22 protein-coding genes are annotated in these 20,919 nt (G+C 65.9%); 8 read left to right on the top strand and 14 right to left on the bottom strand.

Annotated elements, in window-relative coordinates; genetic code table 11:
- Positions 1 to 540: 540 nt before the first annotated feature.
- The 5 genes from AB0M74_RS21810 to AB0M74_RS21790 all read right to left on the bottom strand — a co-directional run bounded on the left by AB0M74_RS21810 (position 541) and on the right by AB0M74_RS21790 (position 4,755).
- On the bottom strand, positions 541 to 939 hold the full coding sequence (locus tag AB0M74_RS21810) for a nuclear transport factor 2 family protein (protein ID WP_366528097.1): 399 nt from the start codon (positions 937 to 939) through the stop codon (positions 541 to 543).
- Between the two features lie 642 nt (positions 940 to 1,581).
- Positions 1,582 to 2,358: an SCO1664 family protein gene (locus AB0M74_RS21805; protein WP_366528196.1), complete on the bottom strand. Its 777-nt coding sequence runs from the start codon at positions 2,356 to 2,358 to the stop codon at positions 1,582 to 1,584.
- 27 nt (positions 2,359 to 2,385) lie between these two features.
- The gene (locus AB0M74_RS21800) at positions 2,386 to 2,970 is read right to left on the bottom strand and encodes a DUF3090 domain-containing protein (RefSeq protein ID WP_328400927.1); all 585 of its coding nucleotides are present in this window, start codon (positions 2,968 to 2,970) and stop codon (positions 2,386 to 2,388) included.
- Positions 2,971 to 3,041: 71 nt separating this feature from the next.
- Entirely contained in the window at positions 3,042 to 3,812 is a 771-nt protein-coding gene (locus tag AB0M74_RS21795) for a histidine phosphatase family protein (protein WP_366528096.1), read from the bottom strand.
- A 13-nt stretch (positions 3,813 to 3,825) separates the two neighbouring features.
- On the bottom strand, positions 3,826 to 4,755 hold the full coding sequence (locus AB0M74_RS21790) for an undecaprenyl-diphosphate phosphatase (protein ID WP_366528195.1): 930 nt from the start codon (positions 4,753 to 4,755) through the stop codon (positions 3,826 to 3,828).
- Between the two features lie 283 nt (positions 4,756 to 5,038).
- Between AB0M74_RS21790 and AB0M74_RS21785 the strand changes: the two genes are divergently transcribed.
- The 4 genes from AB0M74_RS21785 (at position 5,039) to AB0M74_RS21770 (ending at position 9,734) form a co-directional block, all read left to right on the top strand.
- A complete protein-coding gene (locus AB0M74_RS21785) occupies positions 5,039 to 6,013 on the top strand; it encodes an aldo/keto reductase (protein WP_366528194.1) in 975 nt (324 codons plus the stop codon).
- Between the two features lie 20 nt (positions 6,014 to 6,033).
- Positions 6,034 to 7,140, top strand: coding sequence for an ABC transporter substrate-binding protein (locus AB0M74_RS21780; RefSeq protein WP_366528095.1), 1,107 nt, complete (start codon positions 6,034 to 6,036; stop codon positions 7,138 to 7,140).
- Positions 7,141 to 7,474: 334 nt separating this feature from the next.
- Complete coding sequence (locus AB0M74_RS21775) at positions 7,475 to 8,548, top strand: iron ABC transporter permease (RefSeq protein WP_366528193.1); 1,074 nt, start codon at positions 7,475 to 7,477, stop codon at positions 8,546 to 8,548.
- 322 nt (positions 8,549 to 8,870) lie between these two features.
- The gene (locus tag AB0M74_RS21770; protein WP_366528094.1) at positions 8,871 to 9,734 is read left to right on the top strand and encodes a heme ABC transporter ATP-binding protein; all 864 of its coding nucleotides are present in this window, start codon (positions 8,871 to 8,873) and stop codon (positions 9,732 to 9,734) included.
- 28 nt (positions 9,735 to 9,762) lie between these two features.
- Here the strand turns inward: AB0M74_RS21770 and AB0M74_RS21765 are convergent, their stop codons facing one another.
- The 6 genes from AB0M74_RS21765 to AB0M74_RS21740 all read right to left on the bottom strand — a co-directional run bounded on the left by AB0M74_RS21765 (position 9,763) and on the right by AB0M74_RS21740 (position 15,566).
- Positions 9,763 to 10,284 carry a hypothetical protein gene (locus tag AB0M74_RS21765; protein ID WP_366528093.1) on the bottom strand — a complete coding sequence of 174 codons (522 nt, stop codon included), beginning with the start codon at positions 10,282 to 10,284 and terminating at the stop codon, positions 9,763 to 9,765.
- 45 nt (positions 10,285 to 10,329) lie between these two features.
- Positions 10,330 to 11,487, bottom strand: coding sequence for an alpha/beta hydrolase (locus AB0M74_RS21760; protein WP_366528092.1), 1,158 nt, complete (start codon positions 11,485 to 11,487; stop codon positions 10,330 to 10,332).
- 330 nt (positions 11,488 to 11,817) lie between these two features.
- Positions 11,818 to 12,513 (bottom strand): YrdB family protein, encoded by a 696-nt coding sequence (locus tag AB0M74_RS21755; RefSeq protein ID WP_366528192.1) that lies wholly within the window; start codon positions 12,511 to 12,513, stop codon positions 11,818 to 11,820.
- Between the two features lie 69 nt (positions 12,514 to 12,582).
- Positions 12,583 to 14,676, bottom strand: a complete 2,094-nt coding sequence (locus AB0M74_RS21750) for an MMPL family transporter (RefSeq protein WP_366528091.1) — start codon at positions 14,674 to 14,676, stop codon at positions 12,583 to 12,585.
- Complete coding sequence (locus AB0M74_RS21745) at positions 14,676 to 15,203, bottom strand: hypothetical protein (protein WP_366528090.1); 528 nt, start codon at positions 15,201 to 15,203, stop codon at positions 14,676 to 14,678. The genes AB0M74_RS21750 and AB0M74_RS21745 overlap by 1 nt, the downstream gene beginning before the upstream one ends.
- A gap of 6 nt (positions 15,204 to 15,209) precedes the next feature.
- A complete protein-coding gene (locus tag AB0M74_RS21740) occupies positions 15,210 to 15,566 on the bottom strand; it encodes a hypothetical protein (RefSeq protein WP_366528089.1) in 357 nt (118 codons plus the stop codon).
- A 166-nt stretch (positions 15,567 to 15,732) separates the two neighbouring features.
- Between AB0M74_RS21740 and AB0M74_RS21735 the strand changes: the two genes are divergently transcribed.
- The 3 genes from AB0M74_RS21735 to AB0M74_RS21725 are packed head-to-tail and all read left to right on the top strand — an operon-like array spanning position 15,733 to position 18,117.
- The gene (locus tag AB0M74_RS21735) at positions 15,733 to 16,755 is read left to right on the top strand and encodes a hypothetical protein (protein ID WP_366528088.1); all 1,023 of its coding nucleotides are present in this window, start codon (positions 15,733 to 15,735) and stop codon (positions 16,753 to 16,755) included.
- Entirely contained in the window at positions 16,755 to 17,036 is a 282-nt protein-coding gene (locus AB0M74_RS21730; RefSeq protein WP_366528087.1) for a DUF5703 family protein, read from the top strand. Before AB0M74_RS21735 ends, AB0M74_RS21730 begins: the two co-directional genes overlap by 1 nt.
- A gap of 4 nt (positions 17,037 to 17,040) precedes the next feature.
- Complete coding sequence (locus AB0M74_RS21725; RefSeq protein WP_366528086.1) at positions 17,041 to 18,117, top strand: quinone-dependent dihydroorotate dehydrogenase; 1,077 nt, start codon at positions 17,041 to 17,043, stop codon at positions 18,115 to 18,117.
- Positions 18,118 to 18,163: 46 nt separating this feature from the next.
- On the opposite strand, the gene AB0M74_RS21720 is transcribed toward AB0M74_RS21725, so the two are convergent.
- The 3 genes from AB0M74_RS21720 to AB0M74_RS21710 all read right to left on the bottom strand — a co-directional run bounded on the left by AB0M74_RS21720 (position 18,164) and on the right by AB0M74_RS21710 (position 19,258).
- Positions 18,164 to 18,574 (bottom strand): hypothetical protein, encoded by a 411-nt coding sequence (locus AB0M74_RS21720; protein ID WP_366528085.1) that lies wholly within the window; start codon positions 18,572 to 18,574, stop codon positions 18,164 to 18,166.
- Positions 18,575 to 18,627: 53 nt separating this feature from the next.
- Positions 18,628 to 18,879 carry a hypothetical protein gene (locus tag AB0M74_RS21715; protein WP_366528084.1) on the bottom strand — a complete coding sequence of 84 codons (252 nt, stop codon included), beginning with the start codon at positions 18,877 to 18,879 and terminating at the stop codon, positions 18,628 to 18,630.
- Between the two features lie 202 nt (positions 18,880 to 19,081).
- Positions 19,082 to 19,258: a hypothetical protein gene (locus AB0M74_RS21710; RefSeq protein WP_366528083.1), complete on the bottom strand. Its 177-nt coding sequence runs from the start codon at positions 19,256 to 19,258 to the stop codon at positions 19,082 to 19,084.
- A 140-nt stretch (positions 19,259 to 19,398) separates the two neighbouring features.
- Here AB0M74_RS21710 and AB0M74_RS21705 point away from each other — a divergent pair, with 140 nt between their 5' ends.
- Positions 19,399 to 20,868, top strand: a complete 1,470-nt coding sequence (locus AB0M74_RS21705) for a PfkB family carbohydrate kinase (protein WP_366528082.1) — start codon at positions 19,399 to 19,401, stop codon at positions 20,866 to 20,868.
- Positions 20,869 to 20,919 lie beyond the last annotated feature (51 nt).

The following is a 20,919-nucleotide window of genomic DNA, read 5'->3' as shown; positions in this document are numbered from 1 at the left end:
TGAAGTTGAGAACCGAGCGGCAAGGGTTGGACCCTCGGCTCGACCGAGCGGAAATTCAACGAATCAACGCCGAGATGGGGACAGTTGCGACGGAAGATAGATGCACTCGAGGCTGAAAGCCAACGTCTTGGATGCTGGGTGTCAACGGTGACTGAATTCTGACCAGTTCTTGCCAATCGAAAATTGACCGGCTTGAGTGGTTTATTTGCTGGTTCGGGTTTGCTTGGCGAGTAAATTGCGGTGTTTCCCACCCGTTGGTCTTGCGTGCGGAGGCGGCCTCGCTGGGAGCGCGGAAGCTGATGAGAGACTTCGGGGCGAGGATCTAAGAATTTCCGATCACGTCGGCAGTAGCGCAGGGCTATGGACTGCCCAGGCTGCCCACCGATAGCTGATCACGAGCATCAAGAGTGTTGAGAATCGATTGGTTCTTGAACACCTGCCGCCGGGGTGGGACACCAGGACGGCAGCGTCGAAGTGGTGCTCGACCGGACCCGCCGGCGGTACGTTGCACTTCTTGACAGTCAAAGGATGTCGGGGCCGTCAGGCGCCTTTTGTCCAAGCCCAGGCCCTCAGCCGCCACTGTGTCCCCATCTTGCCGAGCGCGACCGTGAAGATTGAGCCAGTTTGGGTTACCCGAGTGCCCTGCAGATTCACCGTCATGGTCGCGGGAACAACGACATATGCGTGGTCACCAGTGACGTCGACGTGCCGTGGCTCGTCGACAGCAATGCGGTAGCCCGATGCTCCGACGTGCTCGCCCTCCTCGCAGACGTCCCTCCACCAGTCCGTGCACGCTGTCGGCCCCTGCCACACATGCGGCGACATTCCGTCAAGTATCTGCATCGGGTCAGCGCACAGCGCTGCCATCGCCTTCGAGTCACCGTTGTTGAAGGCATCGACGTATTGGAGCACCGTCGCCATGGGGTCAGAACTGTTCACAGTGAAACTCCTCTCGTTCGGCGCAAACGGCGGTCCACCCATTGTTCGCCGATCGCCCGTCGTCGTCGATTCACCCACGGTTGGTGACACATTGCGCGAACAGTGAATATTCGCCCGGCGTGGGCCGGTGGCGCGGTCGAGAATCGACTGGGTGACCGATAGCTCCCCCGACCCAACCAGTGCCGCCGCGGTGTGCGCTCGTAGCGGTCCAGATGATCGAGTAGCAGTCCGACTCCAGCGTGGTCCACGGTGGTCCAGGGGTCGGTGGTGATGTGGTGGTTCCTCGTGTCGTGGGCTTGCCGATGTCCGCAGCGATTTTCACCTGACGCTGGATTTCCCGATGTAGGTTCCGTCGTGGTCGGTGACCCGCTAGCCGCCCCATTCGGGGTCGCGCTCGACATTGACCACGTACCGAGCAGGCTCTCTCCCTCGCCGTAGGCCGAGACGTTGTCCAGGACATTGCCGTCGGCGTCGGCATAGGCGTCGATGATGCGTCGGCATTCCGGCGTCCTCGAAACTCATGGTGCTCGAGACGAGTTCGGAGGTTCGTAAGGCGGTCGAGCCGAAGAGTGGGTAGCGCATGCGCCCGGTCTGGTACGCGACGCGATACCGCGGGGAGGCCCTGCGAGGTCACCCTGCCGATCAGAACGCGGGCCACGGAATCGGGCGGGAAGTGTGCGGCACCGGCATCACCGGGTCCTCCAGCAGCTCCTGGGTCCGATCGGCGAGTGCCTCGATCTCGGTGTCGGTGAGGTGCGGGGCGAGGGCATCGGCGAGCTGAGCGGGCAGCGCCTTCGCGAACGCGGTGATGTCGTCGAGCAGATCCTGACCGACACTGCGGCCCGCCCATCCCCACAGCACGGTGCGGAGTTTGTGCTCGCTGTGCAGGCAGATGCCGTGGTCGACCCCGTAAACCTGACCGTCGGTGCCTTCCAGTGCGTGCCCACCCTTGCGGTCGGCATTGTTGAGGATTACGTCCAGCACCGCCATCCGCTGCAGGCGCGGATCGTCGGCGTGGATCAGCGACACCTCGTTGCCTGCCGGATCGAGGGCGCGCAGCACTTCGCAGAATCCGTCGGGAACCGCGCCGGCGGGCACCAGGTCGATCAGCTCGAGACGGTTGCCCTGCGCGGTGTGGTTGTCCACCGCCTCCACCCAGCGTTGCACCATGCCGGGACCGTAGGGGCCCTCCCTCAGGATGGTTTCCGGGATGACACCCCAGCCGAGTGCGTCCGATATCAGATACGAGGCCACCTCGCGACCGGCGAGGGTGCCGTCAGGGAAGTCCCACAGCGGTTGCTCGCCGCGCACCGGCTTGTATACCACCCGCAGCGGCGCACCATCGGTTTCCATGCTCGCGGGCACGTCACAGACGAGGGTGACATTGCTTGCGACGGTTACCCGTCCGATCACCGTCATATCGGCGGTGTGCCACGCGGTCACCGGCTACTCCTCCAGCTCGGCCGCGCCGAAAATATCCCCGCGCTTGTATCCGTTGGTTCGCACACACATGTGCCCGCGTGCCGAGAGCGGTTCCCCGCACAGCGGGCACGGCGGACGCCCCGCGGCGATGACACGGGTCGAGCGCAGCGCGAATTCGCGCGCCTGGATCGGGGTCAGGAACACCCGCACCGCATCCGGACCTTCCTCGGTGTCGTCGAGCACCACCGACTCGTCCACCTCGGTTTCGGTGATCGCCAGCAGCTCCACCACCACCGCTCCCGCATCGGCGTCCCAGCCCAAGCCCATGGTCCCGACCCGGAATTCGGCGTCGACCGGCGTCACCAGTGGATCCACATCTGCCACGTCGTCGGCCTGCGGCGGCACCTCGGCACCGAAGCGGCGCGCGACCTCGTCCAATAGCAGACCCATGCGGTCGGCGAGCACCTTTACCTGCTGCTTCTCCAGCAGCACGCTGACAACCCGCGGCTCCTGCACGGCCTGCAAATAGAACGAACGATCGCCCGGCTCACCGACAGTCCCGGCGACGAAACGATCGGGGGTGCGGAATACATGGATTGCGCGTGACACATGCACCTCCTGATACGTGACCCTGATCGACTACCCGCGGCGCACAGACATTCAACACGCCGACTACTCGTTTACAAGGAATCTCGACGCTCCGCATTCCCATTATCCGCACTTCCGGTACCACCTACCTCCCCGCCAGGAACAGGACCGGAGGTATCGACCGGTTCGCCGTCCTGCGTGGTGCGGGAATCGGCCACCGGGCGTAGCGTATTGGACGCCGCCAGCGCGGAAAGGTCGGTCCCGGTGTCGTTGACACGCCAGACATACGGCGCGGTCGGGGTGTAGCGAACGACACTGATCGACGCGGGCTCCACCACGATGCGTTGAAAGCCGTCCAAATGGATACCGAATGCGTCGGCGAGCACCGACTTGATGACATCACCGTGCGAGCACGCCACCCACAGCACGTCGTGACCGTGCTGCTCAGCGAATTTCCGGTCGAGTTCGCGGATCGCGGCCACCGCGCGGGCCTGCACCTGCGCGAGTCCTTCGCCGCCCGGGAACACCGCGCCGGAGGCGTGCTGTTGCACGACCTTCCACAAAGGTTCGGTAAGCAGGTCGGCCAACAGCTTGCCGGTCCAGTCGCCGTAGTCGACCTCGATCAGCCGGTCGTCGTACTCGGGTTCCAGGTCGAGCTTCTCCGCCAGCGGCGCGACCGTGCGCTGGCAGCGCAGTAGCGGCGAGTGCACGATGTGCTCGATGGGCAGTGCGGCGAGGCGGTGGGTGAGCGCCCTGGCCTGCTCGTTGCCGCGCTCGGTCAGATCGACACCTTGGCTGCGGCCCGCAAGTGTGCGGGCGGTGTTCGAAGTCGACACACCGTGTCGCAGCAGGATTACCGTCATGCGGTCAGCCTAATCATGTCGCCGACACCACCCCGCCTGCCAGCAGGCCCATCATGGTCAGCCCGAGCACGATCCGGTAGCCGACGAACCAGTCCAGCGAGTGCTTGGCGACGAACTTGAGCAGCCACGCCACCGAGGCGTACCCGACACCGAACGCCACGATCGTGGCGACGAGCAGCTGTGGGCCGCTGGCATTGAGTCCCTCTCCTGCCGGTTCGAACGCATCGGGCAGGCTGAACAGGCCGGACGCGGTCACCGCGGGAATCGCGAGCAGGAACGAGAACCGCACCGCGGCCGCACGCTCGAGCCCGAGGAACAGACCGGCCGTCGCGGTGGCGCCGGAACGCGACACACCCGGGATCAGCGCGAGGCACTGAGCGAAACCCATGACCAGACCGTCGCGGGTGGTCAGCTGCTCGATCGGGCGGATCTTGCGTCCGTAGTACTCGCCGGCGGCGATGACCAGTGCGAACGCGATCAGCATGAACGACACCAGCCACAGGTTGCGGGCTCCGGTGCGAATCTGGTCTTTGAGCAGGAAGCCGAGCAGGCCGATGGGGATGGTCGCGATGATCACATACCAGCCGATGCGGTAGTCGAGTTCGCGCTGCGCGTCCTCGTCGAGGAGCATGGGCTCGCCGGGGCGCATGATGGGAAGCTTCGTGGTGACCTGTTCGGTGAGCGGCACGGTTTGCCTGGCGGGCCCGGACACCTTGCGGACCAGGGTGGTGAACCAGGCGCGCACGATGCGCCAGATGTCCTTGGCGAAATACACCAGCACGGCGGCCTCGGTGCCCAGCTGGGTCACCGCGGTGAACGAGGCGCCCGCGTCGTCGCCGAAGAACACCGCCGACACGATGCGCAGGTGCGCCGAGGAGGAAATCGGCAGAAACTCGGTGAGTCCCTGCACCAGACCGAGTACCAGCGCTTGCACCCAGGTCATGGACTCGCCGACCACGTACCGTCCTCCGCTTCTGCCCGAAATATCCGTTCCGGCTGGGCAATTGGTCCACAGGCGGGTCGCACTGAGATGATCACCGCCGCAATCACGCAGCGACAGTACAGTGTCGAAGCGAGGAACGGGTGTCGGGGCAGTGACCAGCACTACAGTTGCCCGTGCCCACGACACGCCGTGACAGCGGCGATGCGACGCACAGCGCACGTGACCGTCCGCATCCGCTCGCACGCTCTAGGCTTGGCGCCGTGACGAAATCGTGGACACGGTGATGGAACAGCGGACGGTCGGTCGCAGTGGCCTGCGGGTGTCCCGGATAGGTTTGGCGACCCACACGTGGGGTTCGCATACGGATTCTGAAGAGGCGGCCGTGCAACTGGTGGCGTTCACCGATGCCGGTGGCACGCTGGTGGATACCTCTCCCGCCTACGGCGGCGGTGCGGCGCAACGGATCCTGGCCGAGTTGCTCGGTGACCTGGTCTCGCGTGACGATCTGGTGCTCAGTGGCTGTGCCGGTGTACTGCCGAGGATTTCACCCGCGCCCGCGGGTCCGTCGGTGCCCGAGCCGGAACCGGCCCGCCCGACGGTGGACACCTCGCGGCGTACGCTGCTGCGTCAACTCGACCGGACGCTGCTCGAGCTCGGCACCGACTACCTCGACATCTGGAATGTCGCCGCATGGGATCCGCGGACTCCGCTCGACGAAGTCGCGGCGACTCTGGAGTTCGCGGTCCGATCAGGGCGGGTCCGGTACGCCGGCGTGCGCGGGTTCGGCGCCTGGCAGTTGGCCAGCCTTGCCGCCATTGCACCGATCTCCGTCGCGCAGGCGCCGTATTCGCTGCTGGCGCGCGGCTCCGAAGGTTCCTTCCTACCCGCGGCCGATCACCACGGCGTCGGACTGATCGCCTCCGCCCCGTTGGCCGGCGGCATCCTCACCGGCAAATACCGCGACGGTGTGCCCGCCGATTCGCGGGGCGCGGACGAGGCGACCGCCGCCGAGATCCGTCACCGGCTCGACGAGCGCGCCACCCGGGTCGTGGACGCATTGGTCACCGCCGCCGACGGCCTGGCCACCTCGCCGCTCGCGGTCGCACTCGCGTGGATTCGGGATCGTCCCGGTGTCTCGAGCATGATCGTGGGCGCCCGCGACATCGGGCAGCTGACCGGTGTGCTCGCCGCGGAGGCTCTCGAACTGCCGCGGGCCATCGCGGCCGCCCTGGACGACGTCAGTGCACGCACGGAATGACACAAGTTAGCCTTGCCTGCATGAGGTGTGCGACGTCGAGGCATTCAGCTTTTCCGGCGCGCTTGTCCGGGCCCACGTCCGTCCAGGCGCCAGGGCTCGGCGGTGCCCGAAGCGGATGGGAGCGCGCGCTCTACGCCGTCCTCGCGCTGACCATTCTTGTCGGGGTCACCGCGTGCGGCACCGGCAGCGATACCGCGACCTCCGGACGTCAGGGGCAGAGTACTGCCGAGCTGGCGAACCTCGACCCCACGCCGATCGGGCCCGAACCGACCCCTGTCCTGCCCGCGACGGTGCGGTCGTTCGACGGCGCCGAGGTCACTGTTACCAGCGCGAGTCGCATTATCGCCGCCGACCGTTACGGCACGCTCGCGCAGATCGTGTGGGCGTTGGGCCTGGGTCCCAAAATCGTCGGCCGCAGCACCGCGGCCGCGTTCCCTGCGGTGCAGAACGTGCCCAACGTGACCGGCGGCAGTGGTTCGCTGAACGTGGAATCCATTCTGGCGCTGCGTCCTTCGGTGTTCCTCACCGACAGCACCAGCGCGGCACCCGCGGTGCGCGAGCAGTTGCGTGCGGCAGGTGTCACCGTCGTGTACTTCGATCCGCAACGCACCATGGACGGAGTGGTGCCGCAGATCGAGGCGGTCGCAGGCGCCCTCGGCGTTCCCGACAGCGGAAAGGCTCTTGCCCAGCGGACCCGCGACGAGATCGCGGCCGCGACCGCTGCCGTCCCGAGGCAGGACAAGCCTCTCACCATCGCCTTCCTCTACCTGCGCAGCACCGCCATCACCATGCTCGCCGGCCCCGGCTCCGGCGCGGATGCGCTCATCGCCGCATTGGGCGCCGAGGACGCGGGCGCGGTGGCCGGACTGAAGGAACCGTTCGTCGCGATCACCAGCGAGGCCATGATCGGCGCCGCGCCCGACGTGCTGCTCGTCATGACCGACGGTCTGCATTCGGTCGGGGGTGTCGACGGTTTGGAGAAGGTCCCTGGCATCGCGCAAACTCCCGCCGGCCGCAACCGGCGGGTGGTCGACATGTCCGACGCGGTGCTGCTGAGCTTCGGCCCGAACACCGGCCGTGTCATCGCAGCCCTGAGCGAGGCCGTATACGGCACCCGACCGGCATGAGCATGGGCGGCGACGGAGTAGTCGACGGAACGGACTCCGGTCCGTTCCGGGCAGTTTCTGGTGCGTTCGGCATGAGCCTCATCGGAACGACTGCCCCGGCGGTCCGGGCAGCAATCGCCCCGAGCCGTGCGACAACCGACCCTTTCGCCACGAACCTGTTCGGGGCCTTGTCGAGGCGAAGGGCCGCGGGCCGCGACCGCAGTGGCATGTTCCGGTCCGTGTGGACCGCCGCAGAGTCTCGGCGGAGCGAGCCTCCGAGGTCGGTGGCGGCAAACGCAGGCGAGGTTCGGTGGTGAGCAAAGCGCCGTCGGGGAGCACCTCGGTCGATCGGTCGATGCCGCACCGCCCGCAGCCGACTGCCCCGAGATCTCGGCGCCGTTCGCGCACCACGATCGTTTTCGTTGTCGCGGTGGCCGTCCTGGTTCTGCTCGCAGTGGCTTCGGCGGCCATCGGGCAGGTGCCGACCACGCCCGCCGAGGTGGCGGGCAGTGTGCTGCATCGGACCGGCCTGGACTGGGGGCCGATGCCCGCCCATCCTGCCGGTGAGGTGACGTTGTGGCAGGTCCGTTTCCCGCGGGTGGTGCTGGCGATGCTGGTGGGCGCGGCGTTGGCGACAGCGGGTGCGTTGTTGCAGGGCGTGTTCGCCAATCCGCTCGCCGAGCCCGGTGTGATCGGAGTGTCGGCAGGTGCCGCGGTCGGCGCGGGGACCGTGATCGTGTTCGGCGGCGCGTTCGTCGCCGCCTGGTCGGTCGCGGTGGCGGCCTTCGTGGCAGGTCTGGCGACCACCCTGCTCGTGTATGTGCTTGCTCGATCCAATGGGCGGACCGAGGTGGTCACCCTGGTGCTCACCGGCGTCGCGATCAATGCCTTCGCGGGCGGCCTCATCGCCTTCCTGCTGTTCGTCGCTTCCCCTGCCGCCCGCGATCAGATCGTGTTCTGGCAGCTGGGCAGCCTCAACGGCGCCACCTGGGGCTCGGTGCAGGTGGTCGCGCCGCTCACCGCCGTGGGTGTGCTCGCCGCGATTCTCATCGCGCCGCGCCTGGACCTGCTGGCGCTCGGCGAGTCCGCCGCCCGTCATCTGGGTGTCGACGTAGAGCGCTTGCGCCGCAACGTCATCCTGGTCGTCGCGATCCTGGCCACCGCGGGCGTCGCCTTCACCGGCATCATCCTGTTCGTCGGCTTGATCGTCCCGCATCTGGTCCGCATGCTCGTCGGCCCCGCCCACCGCGTCTTGATCCCCTTGAGCGCCATCATCGGCGCGGTGGTCCTGCTCGCCGCCGACGTCGGCGCCCGCTCCCTGGTCGATAACGCCGACCTCCCACTTGGCATGCTCACCTCCCTCATCGGCGGTCCGTTCTTCTTCTGGCTGCTGCGCCGCACACGCGCCCGCGCGGGAGGCTGGGCATGACCGGCTCATCGACGCGCTCGGCCACGGCAGCTCCGGCTGTCAACAGCTGGTGGTCGTTTCCTGGCGGCTGCCGCCAGCGCGCCGACCGGAATTTCGATGACCCGGCACTGCCGGAAGGGTCCGGACATGCTCGGTTACGTACGGCGGAGCGAGGCATGTCCTCCCGTGCGGAGCGGCGCGACGGCGTGATCTCTGGACCGCGCGAGGGCCGGAGTCACCGGATGAGCGGCATGCGGCTCGGTCTTGGTGGAGTTCTCAAATGGAAGGATGAATGGCCTGCGACGACCGGCCGCCTTGTTGGAGTGATCACCGGGTGCAACGCATGAGTGGCGTGCGGCAAGGGCTCGGCGGGGTTTTTGCGCGGACGCACGAGCTGCCGATGGCGCACGAACGGGATTCGGTAACGCTGCGCGCGGTCGGTGTCAGCATCGATCGGCGCGGGGTCACCGGAACGGGAAGTCGGCGCGTGCTCGAGGTAGTGGACTTCGACGTCGTTGCCGGGCAGGTTGTCGCGCTGGTCGGCCCGAACGGTGCTGGTAAGTCCACGTTGCTTGCCGCGCTCGCGGGCGAGCTCGTCCCGAGTGAAGGCACGGTCGAACTCGACGGGCGGTCGCTGACCCATTGGTCTGCACTCGACATGGCTCGCCGTCGGGCCGTCCTGCCACAGAGCCACACCGTCGGTTTCCCGTTCACCGCGCGCGAGGTGGTCGCCATGGGCCGAGCGCCGTGGGTGCGCACCGAGCGGCGTGCGCTCGACGACGAGAAGATCGCCGCCGCCATGGCCGCCACCGATGTGGAACATCTTGCGGCCCGGTCGTTTCCGACCTTGTCGGGCGGTGAGCGCGCGCGCGTCGCCCTTGCGCGTGTGCTCGCCCAGGACACTGGCACCCTGCTGTTGGACGAGCCCACCGCCGCTCTGGATCTCGGCCATCAAGAGGCTGTGCTGAATCTCGCGACCACTCGCGCCGATGAAGGCGCCGCCGTTGTCGTCGTCGTGCACGACCTCGGCATCGCTGCCGCGTACGCCGACCGTGTGGCCGTCCTGGAATCCGGCCGCATCGCTGCCGACGGCCCACCCCGCGATGTTCTCACCACTGAACTGCTCAGCCGTGTCTACCAACATCCCGTCGAGGTACTCGACCACCCGATCACCGGTGCCCAGCTAGTCCTCCCGGTCCGACGCTGAGCAGCCCTGGGCTCGCGAAGATCGGCCGCTAGGCGGGATGATTCCTATCATCTGCGCGAAGATCGCCATCTTCGGAAGCAATGCCCGAGCGCTCTATCGTTGTCGGCAGCGGACTTCCGCCGAGTGCATCGGAAGGGAAGGGCGGTGTGGAACCGGACAGGCTGAGGTAACCGTTGACGCTCTGTTGGAGGGTCAGTCCGTAGCCGTCCGCAGTGCGAGTGAAAGCGGCCCTCGGTCGGGATTTCCTGTCCGTTCGCACAGGCCGTCCCAGGCTATTCCACACTTTTGTGACGAGGTCGAAATACGCGTCGGAGGTGTCCGGGGTGGTTCCTGTTATCCAATAGGAGATATCGAAGTACTTCTGACCTGTCTCGTCGTTGTCGTCTCTGTCGTCGTCGCAGGGCATGGTGATGCCTATGCCGAAGCGAGCCTTGGGTATGGCCGGGTTGTGCAGCGCCAGTGACAGTTCCGGTGGGAGCATCCGCAGAGTTTCGATGAAGTACAGGTGCAGCTGCTGACGTGCTGCCGCCTCAGTAGCTACTTGTGGCATCGGGTCGATCCTTGGTGTCGAGGGCTGCCTTCATATGTTCTCGCCTTATGTCGCCAGATGGCTGTAGCCGGCGGAGATCAACCCCATATTGCGCAGCGACTGGTTGCCGCTGTCGAAATAGGATTGGTGGTTGTCGGGGTTGAAGCCCAGCGAGGTCGACGGGCCGCGAACGGAATCTGACGCGAAATCAGTGCCACCGAAGCCCGAGCTGGTGGGCATCGGGCCGTGAACTTTCGGCATCAGCTGGATAGAGTCGTGTTTGGCTACTGTCTTGAAAACAGACTGGTCCATGTCGAGGGGGTCGACACCGATCAGTCTCAGATCGCCGATGTTCTTGGCGCCCACTCCGAAACTGCCCACGAAGATGGCTTGGGAAGCATCGAGCCCCGAGCCCAGCATCGCGTGCCCAGCGGTGACGGATCCGTAGGAGTAACCGATGACTGTATTCAGCGACGGCGGGCCCTCGTGTGTCACACGCAATCCCTCCTGGAAACGCCGTAGCAACGGCGCGCCGTGCTCTGCGTAACGGGGGTCGATGGCTCTGACGACATCCGGCGGACCCAGATAGCCAGACCACCGAATCACCGATGTTTCGGCGGTCGGATCTACATGCATCGTGGCCTGTCTTAGCTTCTCGGGCTTCTCCAGACCCTCCATCGGTCCCCTTCCGGCACCGACGACGAATGTAATAATGTTCTGGGCCTTATCCGGGTTGCCGACGCAAGTCACCGAACGGAACGGCTCTTCGATCACCGCCAGATAGCGTTGCGGTGATCCCTGCGGTTGGTGAAGTCGCTCTGCGATGCGATCGTAGCCCGCCACGGCCCTATGATCGGACGACGCGTTAGCTAGGGCGCGCAGCATGGCCATGGTCTGTCTGTTGTAGAGGTCGCGGTCGATATGCGGGATACCGTCACGGTTGCCCACGAACGGGTCCTGTCGATGCAGCTCATCCTTCTCCGCCCTCGAGAGTCTCGACCACATGGCGTTCAGCTCTGCGGGATTGTCCGGCAAGACGGATCCGGATATGGGACTGTGCAGATCTGGATAATTGTGGATGATCCGCCAGCCCGCGCGATCGCTATAGAGGAATAGGTCGACGCCGCGTCGCATCTCTGCCGCTGTCGGCCTGATGATGTCATCGCTAAGACCAGTGCTGAGTCTGTGCAAGGCGTTCTCCAGGCGATGCGCAGCCAGCTGCATGCGATGCAGATGGGCATCCAGGATCCAACTATGAAAAGTTCGCACTAGCTATCCAGCAACTTCGGAGTAAATGGTTGCGCGACAACGCAATTGACGCAAATGCGTCAATTGTGACAACTCTGGTACCTCCCGCGATAATGTTCACCCACCAACCTCGGCACACGTCGACATCCTGCGGTCTCCGAGTGTGGCCATTTGAGCAGCGCATCCTCCCAATGTGAACCGGCGGGTGTCGCACAAGCGACTTTCGAGCGCATGCCCATACGGCCGCCGTTGCTCCAACGGGAGGCAAAGTTCAGCTCGGCACGCCCCGGCATCAGCGCCGACTGGCTACTGGTCCGCGACCGAAATGTGAATGGAACGGTGTAGAATACCTGCACCATCGACTGATTGTGCGCCATCGTCGCCAGAGTATAAACCATCCGGTCGTCTTACCGTTCGGGATCTCTGGATGCCGCTGAACCTGCTGTTACAGGAGCATATTCGCCACGAGCTGGCGAGCACCGCGCAATCGATCCACCTCTGCTTCTGGTCGATGTCGCACCGACCGCAATTCCTAACCATCGTGGTAAGGCGAAAGCTACACTGCAGCAACGCAACTGGGTCGCATAGTCCACAATCCGGTGGCGCGGTCGGCTGGGCATGCCGCGCGCTACTCGCAGCGGTAACCGAATCAGCTTGTGCCCGAACCCAGGTGCATGTCATGACTGCGTCCGCAACCTGAAGTCTTGCAGAGAGACCCGCCGCGCCCATTGATCCCCACAGCGTCCAGAACATCAGCCCGGCGATCGGTCGCATCGCTTGCGCACAGGCGAGCGCGCCGCCGCCGAACCAGAGTAGTTCCACGGTGGGCCGCCACCCGCCGTGCAACGGGAAACGCGGGTTCGAGCTGCGCCGAATATCGCCCACATGAGGACGCACAGGGCAGGTCCACCCAGCCCAGCGTACTCGGTTCTCGACATCAGCGGGCGTCATGAAGCCCCAAAGACCCACTCCCACCAGCACACCCAGTTCCAACAGGAACATCACCAGCAGGTTTGCGCCCTTGATCGAGCGCACGGTCATTCTCCTTCCGGCTCCAGCGCCAGATCGTTGTCAGTGCCAGATCACTTTCAGCACCGCGGGCGTCAACAACATGCGGATCACGGTCGCGTCGATGATCAGAGCGGCGATCATGCCGTAGGCGATGTACTTCATCAAAACCAGGTCGGAGAAGCCGAACGCGCCGGTCACCACGATGAGGATCGCCGCGGCGGAGGTGATGACACCGCCGGTGTGGGCGATGCCGTAGCGGATCGCCTCGGGTGGGTCGGCACCGCCCGCGCGGGCCTCGGCCATGCGCGAGAGCAGGAAGACTTCGTAGTCGGTGGACAGTCCGAAGATCACCGTCACGATCAGGGCCAGCACCGCGAACATCAGTGGGCCCGGGGTGAAGTGGAAGATCCTCGCGCCGTGGCCTTCCACGAAAATCCAGGTGAGGATGCCCAGCGTGGAGCCGAGACTCAGTGCACTCATGAGGACTGCCTTGAGCGCGAGGACGAAGGACCCGAATGCGGCGTACATCAGGCCCAGCGCGGCGACCACCAGGATCGCGACCAGGGCAGGTAGCCCGTCGAGTAGTCCGTTGATGCTGTCGCGCTCCAACGCGGGCACACCCGCGACCATGACCTCGACGCCGGGCGGTTCGGGGATGGCGCGTAGTGCGGCGATCACCCCGTCGGCGTCACGCTTGTCGGTCAAGCCCGCGTTGAGCACATTGATGCCGCCTTTGGTCGGCGCGCCGGGTTCGAAACGTCCGGTGAGCCCGGGCACCTGGTTGGCCTCGTACCGGATGTCACTGAGCTGCTGCGGATTCGCGCCGATCACCACCAGTTTGAGTGGTTCGGTACGGAAGCTCGGGAACAGCTCGTCGAAGTGTTCCTGCGCCATCCTGGCCGCGTTGTCCTCGGCGAGGTAGCGTTCGCTCAGCCCGCCGAACTCGATGTGGCGGAACGGGATGCTCAGCGCCAGCAGCGCCAGCACGATCGGCGCCGCGACCAGCCACGGCCGCCGCATCGCGGTGGTGGCGAGCCGCGAGAAGAATCCGGCATCGATTTGGGCTTCGGTTCGGCTGCGGGAGAAGCGATGCCAGCCCCACAGGTCGATGTGATGTCCGACGATGCCGAGCACCGCGGGCAGCGCGGTGACCGACAGCAGCGCGGCGAGCAACACCGAACTGATGCCGCCGTAGGGTACCGAGCGCAGCACGCCGATGGGGAAGATGAACAATGCGCCCAGGCTGATCGCGATGATCGCCGCCGAGAACAGCACCGTGCGTCCCGCGGTGGCGACGGTGCGCACGGTCGCCTCCTCCACCGTGTGGCCGGCGGCCAACTCCTCCCGGAACCGCGTCACGGTGAACAGCCCGTAGTCGATGGCGAGCCCGAGACTGACCAAAGTCACTACCGCGCTGGCGAATACGTTGACATTGATGTGGTCGGTGAGCACGCGCATGGTGCCCTGTGTGCCGAGCACCGTCATCCCGCCGATGAGCACGGGAAGCAGTGCGCCGATCACCCCGCCGAAGACGAAGTACAGCAGGACCGCCACGATCGGCAGTGCGATCATTTCGGCACGTTTGATGTCGTGCTGCATGCCCTGGTTGATGCCCTCGACGATTGGTTGCAACCCGGCAAGCTGCACCGTTGTGCCGCCGGGCCCGCTACCGGCCGGTCCGGCGCCGAGCTCGTCCTTGATCGCGGCGTAGTTCTCCACGGTCGCGGTGCCCGCACCGCGCAGTCCGATGCTGGCGATGGCGTGGGTGTGTGAGGTGTCGGTGGCCTGCGCGGCGAACGGGCTGTCCCAATAGCTGTCGACCTTCTGGACCCGGTCGGGGTGGCGGGCCAGCAGCTGATCGAGTGCGGTCGTCACCGCGGCCCGCACCGCCGGATCGTCGACCGTGCTGCCTGTGGGCGCGGTGTAGACGGCGACGATGTCGCTGTCGGTGTCGCGACCGAAGGTGTCGTCGGCGATCTTGGACGCGGCCACCGATTCGCTGCTTTCGTCGAACCAGCCCTCTTGGGTCAGCCTGCCCGACAGATCACGGCCATACCAGCCGGAAGCGAGGACGGCCAGCGCGAACACCGCCAGGACGAGATAACGGTGGCGATAGACGGCATGGCCCCACCGTGCCAGGCCTGTATCCAGCACTAGCCGCAGGCCGGAGTGCGGTAGTCGGCCGAGCGCAGGATGCCGCACAGATCGGTGCGGGAGATCTTCCACTTGCCGTCGATGAGTACGAAATGCACCACGGTGGTGCGCACGGCGGAGCCGGTGCCGTCCTTGTCCAGGCGCATGGTCGCGGTCAAGGTGCCGTCACGGTTGTCGAAGATCGGGTCGGTGACTCCGTACACGGCGCGCGGATTGTCCTGTAGCGCCTTGTACATATCCGGGATCGCGTCCTTGAATACCTCGCCGTCTTCGATGAGGTCGGTGCGTTCACTATCGGGCAGTGCTGGGTCGAGTGCGCGTTTGATCTGCGCGTCCAGTTCGGCCGCGGTCGGCAGCGGCCGGTGCGCGGCGCTCGCTGAGGCCGCGATCGATGAGGACAGTGACGCGTTGGCCGAGGAACGCGCGGCGTCGACAGCCGCTTCGTCCGGTCCCGAGCTGCACGCCGAGGCCAGCGTGATGAGGGCCGCTGCGGTCAGCGCGGTGCGGGCGAATCGTGTGGTTGGCATCACCATCTACATACCATCGATGACGGAACTGATTCGTCCGAGCAGCGCCCGCACCGTCGTCACGTCGCGCTCGGCGGCCACTTCGACCGGCGCCGCGTCCGGAATCATGTCGCGCACCAGCGCGACCACGCTGCGTTCGTCGTCGAGATCGATGTCGGTGGCGCGTGCTTGGGCGACCGCGACGATGTCCTCTGGGCCCGGCACGGCGCTGTCGAGGTCGGCGCGGTAGATCTCCAGGACGACGATCGAGCGGACCGTGCGGAAGGCGTACGGCCTGCCGTCGGCGGTGCTGCCGAATCCGTGAGCAAACGGACCAACGGTTATGTCATCGATGGCAAATCCCGATGAATGGTCGGCTTTCAACCGGATCTCCCTGAGTTGGACACTGTTTCAACCTAACCGTAACCCCGAACACCGAGATTCTCCCCGGGCCGCCACCCCGGTCGGCCGCGCCGGTGCGCCATCATGGTCAGATGGTGATGTTGCAGGATGATCGGTAGGTAGTGCTTCGGTAGAAGGAGTTCGGTGGATGCGCCCTCGCGGCTCGGTCCCCTCGGCCATTGCGGGTGTCGCGGTGTTGGTGCTGCTCGCCGGATGCTCCTCCGACACCGACGGTAAAGACCTGCCGACCAGACCACCGGCCACCGCCGCGGTCTCCTCGGATACGACCGACGCACCGGCCGATCAGGTCTTGCCGGTCGCCACACCGATCACCGACCTGCTATTCGTCACCGGAACCGGTGTGCTCGCGGCACTCGACAGCAGCGCGACAACGCTACTGCTCATCGATCCGGTTACTACCCCGCCCGTGGTGCGCACCGTCGCGCTGCCCGCGAAGGCCGCTGCCCTGGCCTCGGGACATGCCGGCGAAGTTCTTGTCGCCCTGCCGAATCGAGTGCTGCGGGTCGAGGCCGCGACGTCGACGGCCACCGCGGTGACTGTCGACGGTGATGTGCACGGGGTGCAAGAACGCGGCGACGGCGCACTCGTCGTCGGCACGGCCGACGGCAAGGTGCGCGTTCTGTCTCCCGCAGGCGAGGTCCTCGACACCGTGTCCGGGCTCGCCTCGGCCGACGCGCTGGCCGTCACCGGCGATCGAGTGAGCGTGCTCGACCGCCGCCAGACCTCGCTCACCGAGCTCGACCTGCGCAAAGGCCAGCTCGGGTTGGCGCTGCGCGCCGGGGACGGTGCCACCAACCTGATCACCGACCACTTCGGTCGCATCATCGTTACCGATACCGCAGGTAACGAGCTGCTGGTCTACACGGCCGGACCGCTCGTCCTGCGGCAGCGTTTCCCGGTAAGATCGTCGCCTTACGCGCTTGCCTACGATCAGCGGTCCGAGACCGTGTGGGTGACGTGCACGCAAACCAACGAAGTCGTCGGATTCGATCTGTCGACGGGTATACCGAAGGAAGTGGGCCGATTTCCGACGGTCCGGCAGCCGAACTCCGTCGCCATCGACGAGCGCACCGGCGATCTGTTCGTCGGATCCGCGACCGGGAACGGTCTGCAACGAATCCGGGCAGACCAGCGGAAGGGAGGGCAGTGATGGCGCCGAAAGATGACGAACCACCACAGCATCGAAGGACCCGCGGCCACCGCGCGGCGCTCCCCGCAAGCTGGGAAACCACGAGTGACGATTACGAATACGTGCCGCTGCGACTACCACCGGAGGTGAATCGGGTGACCGCGTCCATGCGGCTGGCCATTCAAGCCGAATTCGGCGGCTGGGAACTCTCGCGCGTGCGCGCCTATACAGACGGCAGCCGCCGAGTGCTGCTGCGCCGCCGAAAAACCGCGCTGCTACCCCAGCCCGAACCTGGGATGTGAACCGATGTACCCACTGCTATTGCGCTTGATGTTCCTGCTACCGCCGGAACGCATCCACCATCTGGTCTTTGCCGCTATGAAACTGGCCGACCGCTTCCCGCCCGCACGCTGGGCGATGTCGAAGGTCCTGGTTTCCGACGATCCGATCCTGCGCAACACCGCCTTCGGCGTCGAGTTCCCCGCGCCACTCGGCTTGGCCGCCGGCTTCGACAAGAATGCCGACGGCGTCGACGCGTGGGGACCGCTCGGATTCGGTTTCGCCGAGATCGGCACAGTCACCGCCCAGGCCCAGCCGGGTAATCCCGCCCCGCGACTGTTCCGGCTGCCCGCCGATCATGCCCTCATCAACCGAATGGGCTTCAACAATCACGGCGCGGCCGCCGCGGCCGAGCAGCTGCGTCGCCGCCGCGGCGGAGTCCCGGTCGGCGCGAACATCGGCAAAACGAAGATCGTCGAACCGGAGGGCGCCGCAGCCGATTACGCGATCAGCGCGGCCCTGCTCGGTCCGCTCGCCGATTTCGTGGTTGTCAACGTGAGCTCCCCCAATACCCCCGGCCTGCGTGATCTGCAGGCGGTCGAATCGCTGCGCCCGGTGCTGCAAGCCGTGCTCGACAGTGTGCGGGTTCCGGTGCTGGTGAAGATTGCCCCGGACCTTTCCGACGAGGACATCGACGCGGTGGCAGACCTCGCCGTCGAACTGCGCCTGGCAGGCATCGTTGCCACCAACACCACCATCCGCCGCGACGGTCTGCGCACTCCGGTCGCCGAGGTCGAAGCCATGGGTGCGGGCGGCCTGTCCGGTGCTCCCGTCGCCGAGCGCTCCCTCGACGTCCTGCGCCGCCTCTACCGCCGTGTCGGTGACCGCCTTGTTCTCATCTCCGTTGGCGGCATCGAAACCCCCGACCAGGCCTGGGAGCGGATCCTCGCGGGCGCTACCCTGCTGCAGGGCTACACCGGCTTCATCTACGGCGGCCCTTTCTGGACTCGCAATATCCATCGCGGCATCGCCGCCCGGCTGCGCGACAACGGGTACAAGTCGATCGCCGACGCGATCGGCGCCGAGCACGGCGATCGCTCCTGACACCTGCGGTGACATTCGGTGCGGCCTCGCCTGCGGAACCGCGGTGCTATCCGAGCACCCGAGGCGGCCCGCCGCGATGCATCGCAATGCGGCGGGAGCGCAAGGCGCGCCCGGCCGGTGCACCGGCCGCCGCGTCCTCCGGTTCCGGCGTCTCGCTCGCATGCTGACCCATGCGTGCCAGGATCCGCTCGGACAGCAGGATCACCGCCTGCTCCCAGGGGATACCGATGATGTCCGCTCGCTTGGTCGCTTCGAAGTGCGCGCCCCGGTCGTGCACGCCGCTCGGGTCGCTGAGGATCTCATCGAGTTCCATGCCTGCCAATGCCTGTTCCCTGGTCAGCGGCCGGTCCGTCAGCCAGCTCAACGACCACACTGCCGCCCCCGATCCGGTGGCCTTGTATGCCGACTCGGGGGTTATGTCACTGATCATCGTCCATTCGGTCGTATGCACGTTCATGGTGCCTCCGGTGCAACAGTTCGAGCCTGGTGAGCTCTGGGGGTACAACATGGTCACGAATGACTCCTGTCGAGCATCCGCTGATGCAGCAATCCGATGGCTTGCCGCACGGTGATTCCGAGTCGATCGGCCAGCGCCTGCGCGGCAGGGTCCGATGCCAGGTCCAGATGGCTGAGGATCTCCTGCAGTTCCATGCCGGCCAGCGCCTGTTCGCGGGTCAGTGAATGGGGCAACCAGCTCAGTCGCCACGCCGGTTCCTCGGGGCCTGCTCGCCATGCCCATTCGGGCGTGAGGCTGCTGGTCATCGACCGACTGCTTTCGTAGATCGTCACGGCTGTCTCCACGGGTGGAGGACTCGTCGCCGATGCTGCGGCTCCCAGGGCATCGAGTCGCGGTGGACCCGAGTTGCTCGAATCGACCGGGCTTCGCTGCCAAAGAAGTAGCGGAGCGCAGCAACGACGGTGGGTGATTTCTGTCGGATGTCCGGGTGAACGGCGAACCGTTCGCCTAGACCGTGGCGCGGTTGGTCTCCAGCTCGATTTCGCAGTCGCCTGTGCGGTGCTGTTCGCGCCACCGAGCATGTCGCATCAGGTGCAGCATTCTCATCACCAAACCCTCCCGATTCGTCTGGCGGGCGATCAGATCGCCAAAACCAGTGTGGCATTTGCCCTTCATGAAGGTCAATTGCCGGAGTAAGTTGGGGATTGCCGGATCGTGTTGGAGCTAAACCCCGATCGTCCGGTAGTCCGCCGGCAGAGCACAAACGAATCGACAACGCATCCAGGGAGGGGCGGATCTTGCAGAATCTTCCGCAGGACTCTCGCATGGTCGCGATACGCAACATCCTCACGCGGCTGTGCAAGTACTCCGGCCTGAGCTCGGATCGCTTGCGCAACACCGAGATCGACGTCGAGCCCCTGCTCGACCTGGTGGTCGTCCGGCAACGCGCACTGCGCACCGGTCGGTCACCGGAGGAATCCATGCTGCCCGTCGTCAGCGACATGGCACGCCGCTTGCAGCCGACCGACCGTTTGATCGCCGATGCGGCGCTCTCGCTGGGGTTGTTTCGTGAAAGCCCCCCGGACGGAATCGATCTCGATCGCCTCTACGCCGAGAACCTCGGGCAGCGGCGGGAGTATCTGGCCGAGATGTGGCGTCGATTGCACGAGACGCTGCGGGCCGAGGCCATTCCCGAGGCGCCGACGGTGAAGCGGCTGCGTACCTCCTCGGAACACGATGCGTTCACCGCGCTGGCGGGCCTGCTCGCAGGCGAATCCAGCTACACCATCCCGCAGGTGACTCCCACGCCGAAAATCGTAGTGACGCTACCGAACTCGCAGCCGAGACCGGGCATGGTGACGGTGGTCGGTGACGCGGTCATGGACCACCTCTTCCGTGTCGACCGTATACCCGCGGTGGACGCGCCCGCTCGCGGCAACGGCTACGGCGAGCATCCCGGCGGCAAAGGGCTCAACCGAGCGGTGGCGGCCGCGCGCCTCGGACTTCAGGTCCGCATTGTCTCCGCGCTCGGTGACGATGAAAACGGGCGTCGGATAAGGGAATACCTCGACGCGGCCGGTGTCAGGACCGAGCTGATCAAGACCGCCACTCGCGCACCCTCACCAATCACCGCGGTCATCATGACCTCGAGCGGCGACATGGCGTTGATCGGTGTGCAGGACGATCGGGTCCGCTTGGAAGGAGCGGATCTCGACGGTCCGAATGTGCGTGCGGCGCTCGCCGCCTCGGATGTGGTGCTGCTGACATTCGAACACCCCATCGGCATCATCGGACAGGTGCTGGCCATGGTTGCGAACATGCGACCCAAGCCGCGGTTGATCGTCTGTCCGACGCCGAGTCTGCGGGTACCGCAGGATCTCTATCGCTATCTCGACGCGGTCGACTACCTGGTGGGTTCTGCTGACGAGCTCGACAAGATGCTCCCGGCCGTGACCACCGCGTCGAGCGACGATGTCGCGCAGCGGCTGCGTGGGCTCGGGGTCGGCGCGGTGTGCACGGTCGGCGAATTCCAGTGTGCGATGCGGTCGGATCGGCTCAACGTCGACGTCACGCATTTTCCGCGGGCACTCAAGAACGCGCCGGGTGCGGCGGCCGCGTTCTCCGCGGCGCTCGCCTATCGGGTCGTCGTGTCGGAGGGATCGCTCGGCCGAGAAGACCTCGACTGGGCGACCGCGGCCATGCTGTTGACGCAGAAGCTGGGTGACGTGCCGAGCGCCATGCCCCTGACCGGCGATATCGACCAGATCGTCGAGCGTTATGCCGCCAACCGGTGAGCATCACATCATCATGAACGGCGACTTTTGACCACCACGCCTCGCACTTCA

Origin of the sequence: Nocardia sp. NPDC051463, assembly GCF_040681975.1 — a bacterium.
Classification (GTDB): Bacteria; Actinomycetota; Actinomycetes; order Mycobacteriales; family Mycobacteriaceae; genus Nocardia.
The sequence above is the reverse complement of the archived record's forward strand: the minus strand, read 5'-3'. Positions and strand labels throughout refer to the sequence as shown.

Coding starts and splice junctions, on each gene's coding strand:
- AB0M74_RS21745 (WP_366528090.1), bottom strand. CDS start 15,203: ATGCCAACCACACGATTCGCCCGCACCGCGCTGACCGCAGCGGCCCTC.
- AB0M74_RS21785 (WP_366528194.1), top strand. CDS start 5,039: ATGGAACAGCGGACGGTCGGTCGCAGTGGCCTGCGGGTGTCCCGGATA.
- AB0M74_RS21715 (WP_366528084.1), bottom strand. CDS start 18,879: ATGACCAGCAGCCTCACGCCCGAATGGGCATGGCGAGCAGGCCCCGAG.
- AB0M74_RS21705 (WP_366528082.1), top strand. CDS start 19,399: ATGGTCGCGATACGCAACATCCTCACGCGGCTGTGCAAGTACTCCGGC.
- AB0M74_RS21765 (WP_366528093.1), bottom strand. CDS start 10,284: ATGCCACAAGTAGCTACTGAGGCGGCAGCACGTCAGCAGCTGCACCTG.
- AB0M74_RS21790 (WP_366528195.1), bottom strand. CDS start 4,755: ATGACCTGGGTGCAAGCGCTGGTACTCGGTCTGGTGCAGGGACTCACC.
- AB0M74_RS21795 (WP_366528096.1), bottom strand. CDS start 3,812: ATGACGGTAATCCTGCTGCGACACGGTGTGTCGACTTCGAACACCGCC.
- AB0M74_RS21735 (WP_366528088.1), top strand. CDS start 15,733: ATGCGCCCTCGCGGCTCGGTCCCCTCGGCCATTGCGGGTGTCGCGGTG.
- AB0M74_RS21760 (WP_366528092.1), bottom strand. CDS start 11,487: ATGCAGCTGGCTGCGCATCGCCTGGAGAACGCCTTGCACAGACTCAGC.
- AB0M74_RS21780 (WP_366528095.1), top strand. CDS start 6,034: ATGAGGTGTGCGACGTCGAGGCATTCAGCTTTTCCGGCGCGCTTGTCC.
- AB0M74_RS21720 (WP_366528085.1), bottom strand. CDS start 18,574: ATGAACGTGCATACGACCGAATGGACGATGATCAGTGACATAACCCCC.
- AB0M74_RS21775 (WP_366528193.1), top strand. CDS start 7,475: ATGCCGCACCGCCCGCAGCCGACTGCCCCGAGATCTCGGCGCCGTTCG.
- AB0M74_RS21770 (WP_366528094.1), top strand. CDS start 8,871: ATGAGTGGCGTGCGGCAAGGGCTCGGCGGGGTTTTTGCGCGGACGCAC.
- AB0M74_RS21805 (WP_366528196.1), bottom strand. CDS start 2,358: ATGACGGTGATCGGACGGGTAACCGTCGCAAGCAATGTCACCCTCGTC.
- AB0M74_RS21755 (WP_366528192.1), bottom strand. CDS start 12,513: ATGTTCCTGTTGGAACTGGGTGTGCTGGTGGGAGTGGGTCTTTGGGGC.
- AB0M74_RS21725 (WP_366528086.1), top strand. CDS start 17,041: ATGTACCCACTGCTATTGCGCTTGATGTTCCTGCTACCGCCGGAACGC.
- AB0M74_RS21730 (WP_366528087.1), top strand. CDS start 16,755: ATGGCGCCGAAAGATGACGAACCACCACAGCATCGAAGGACCCGCGGC.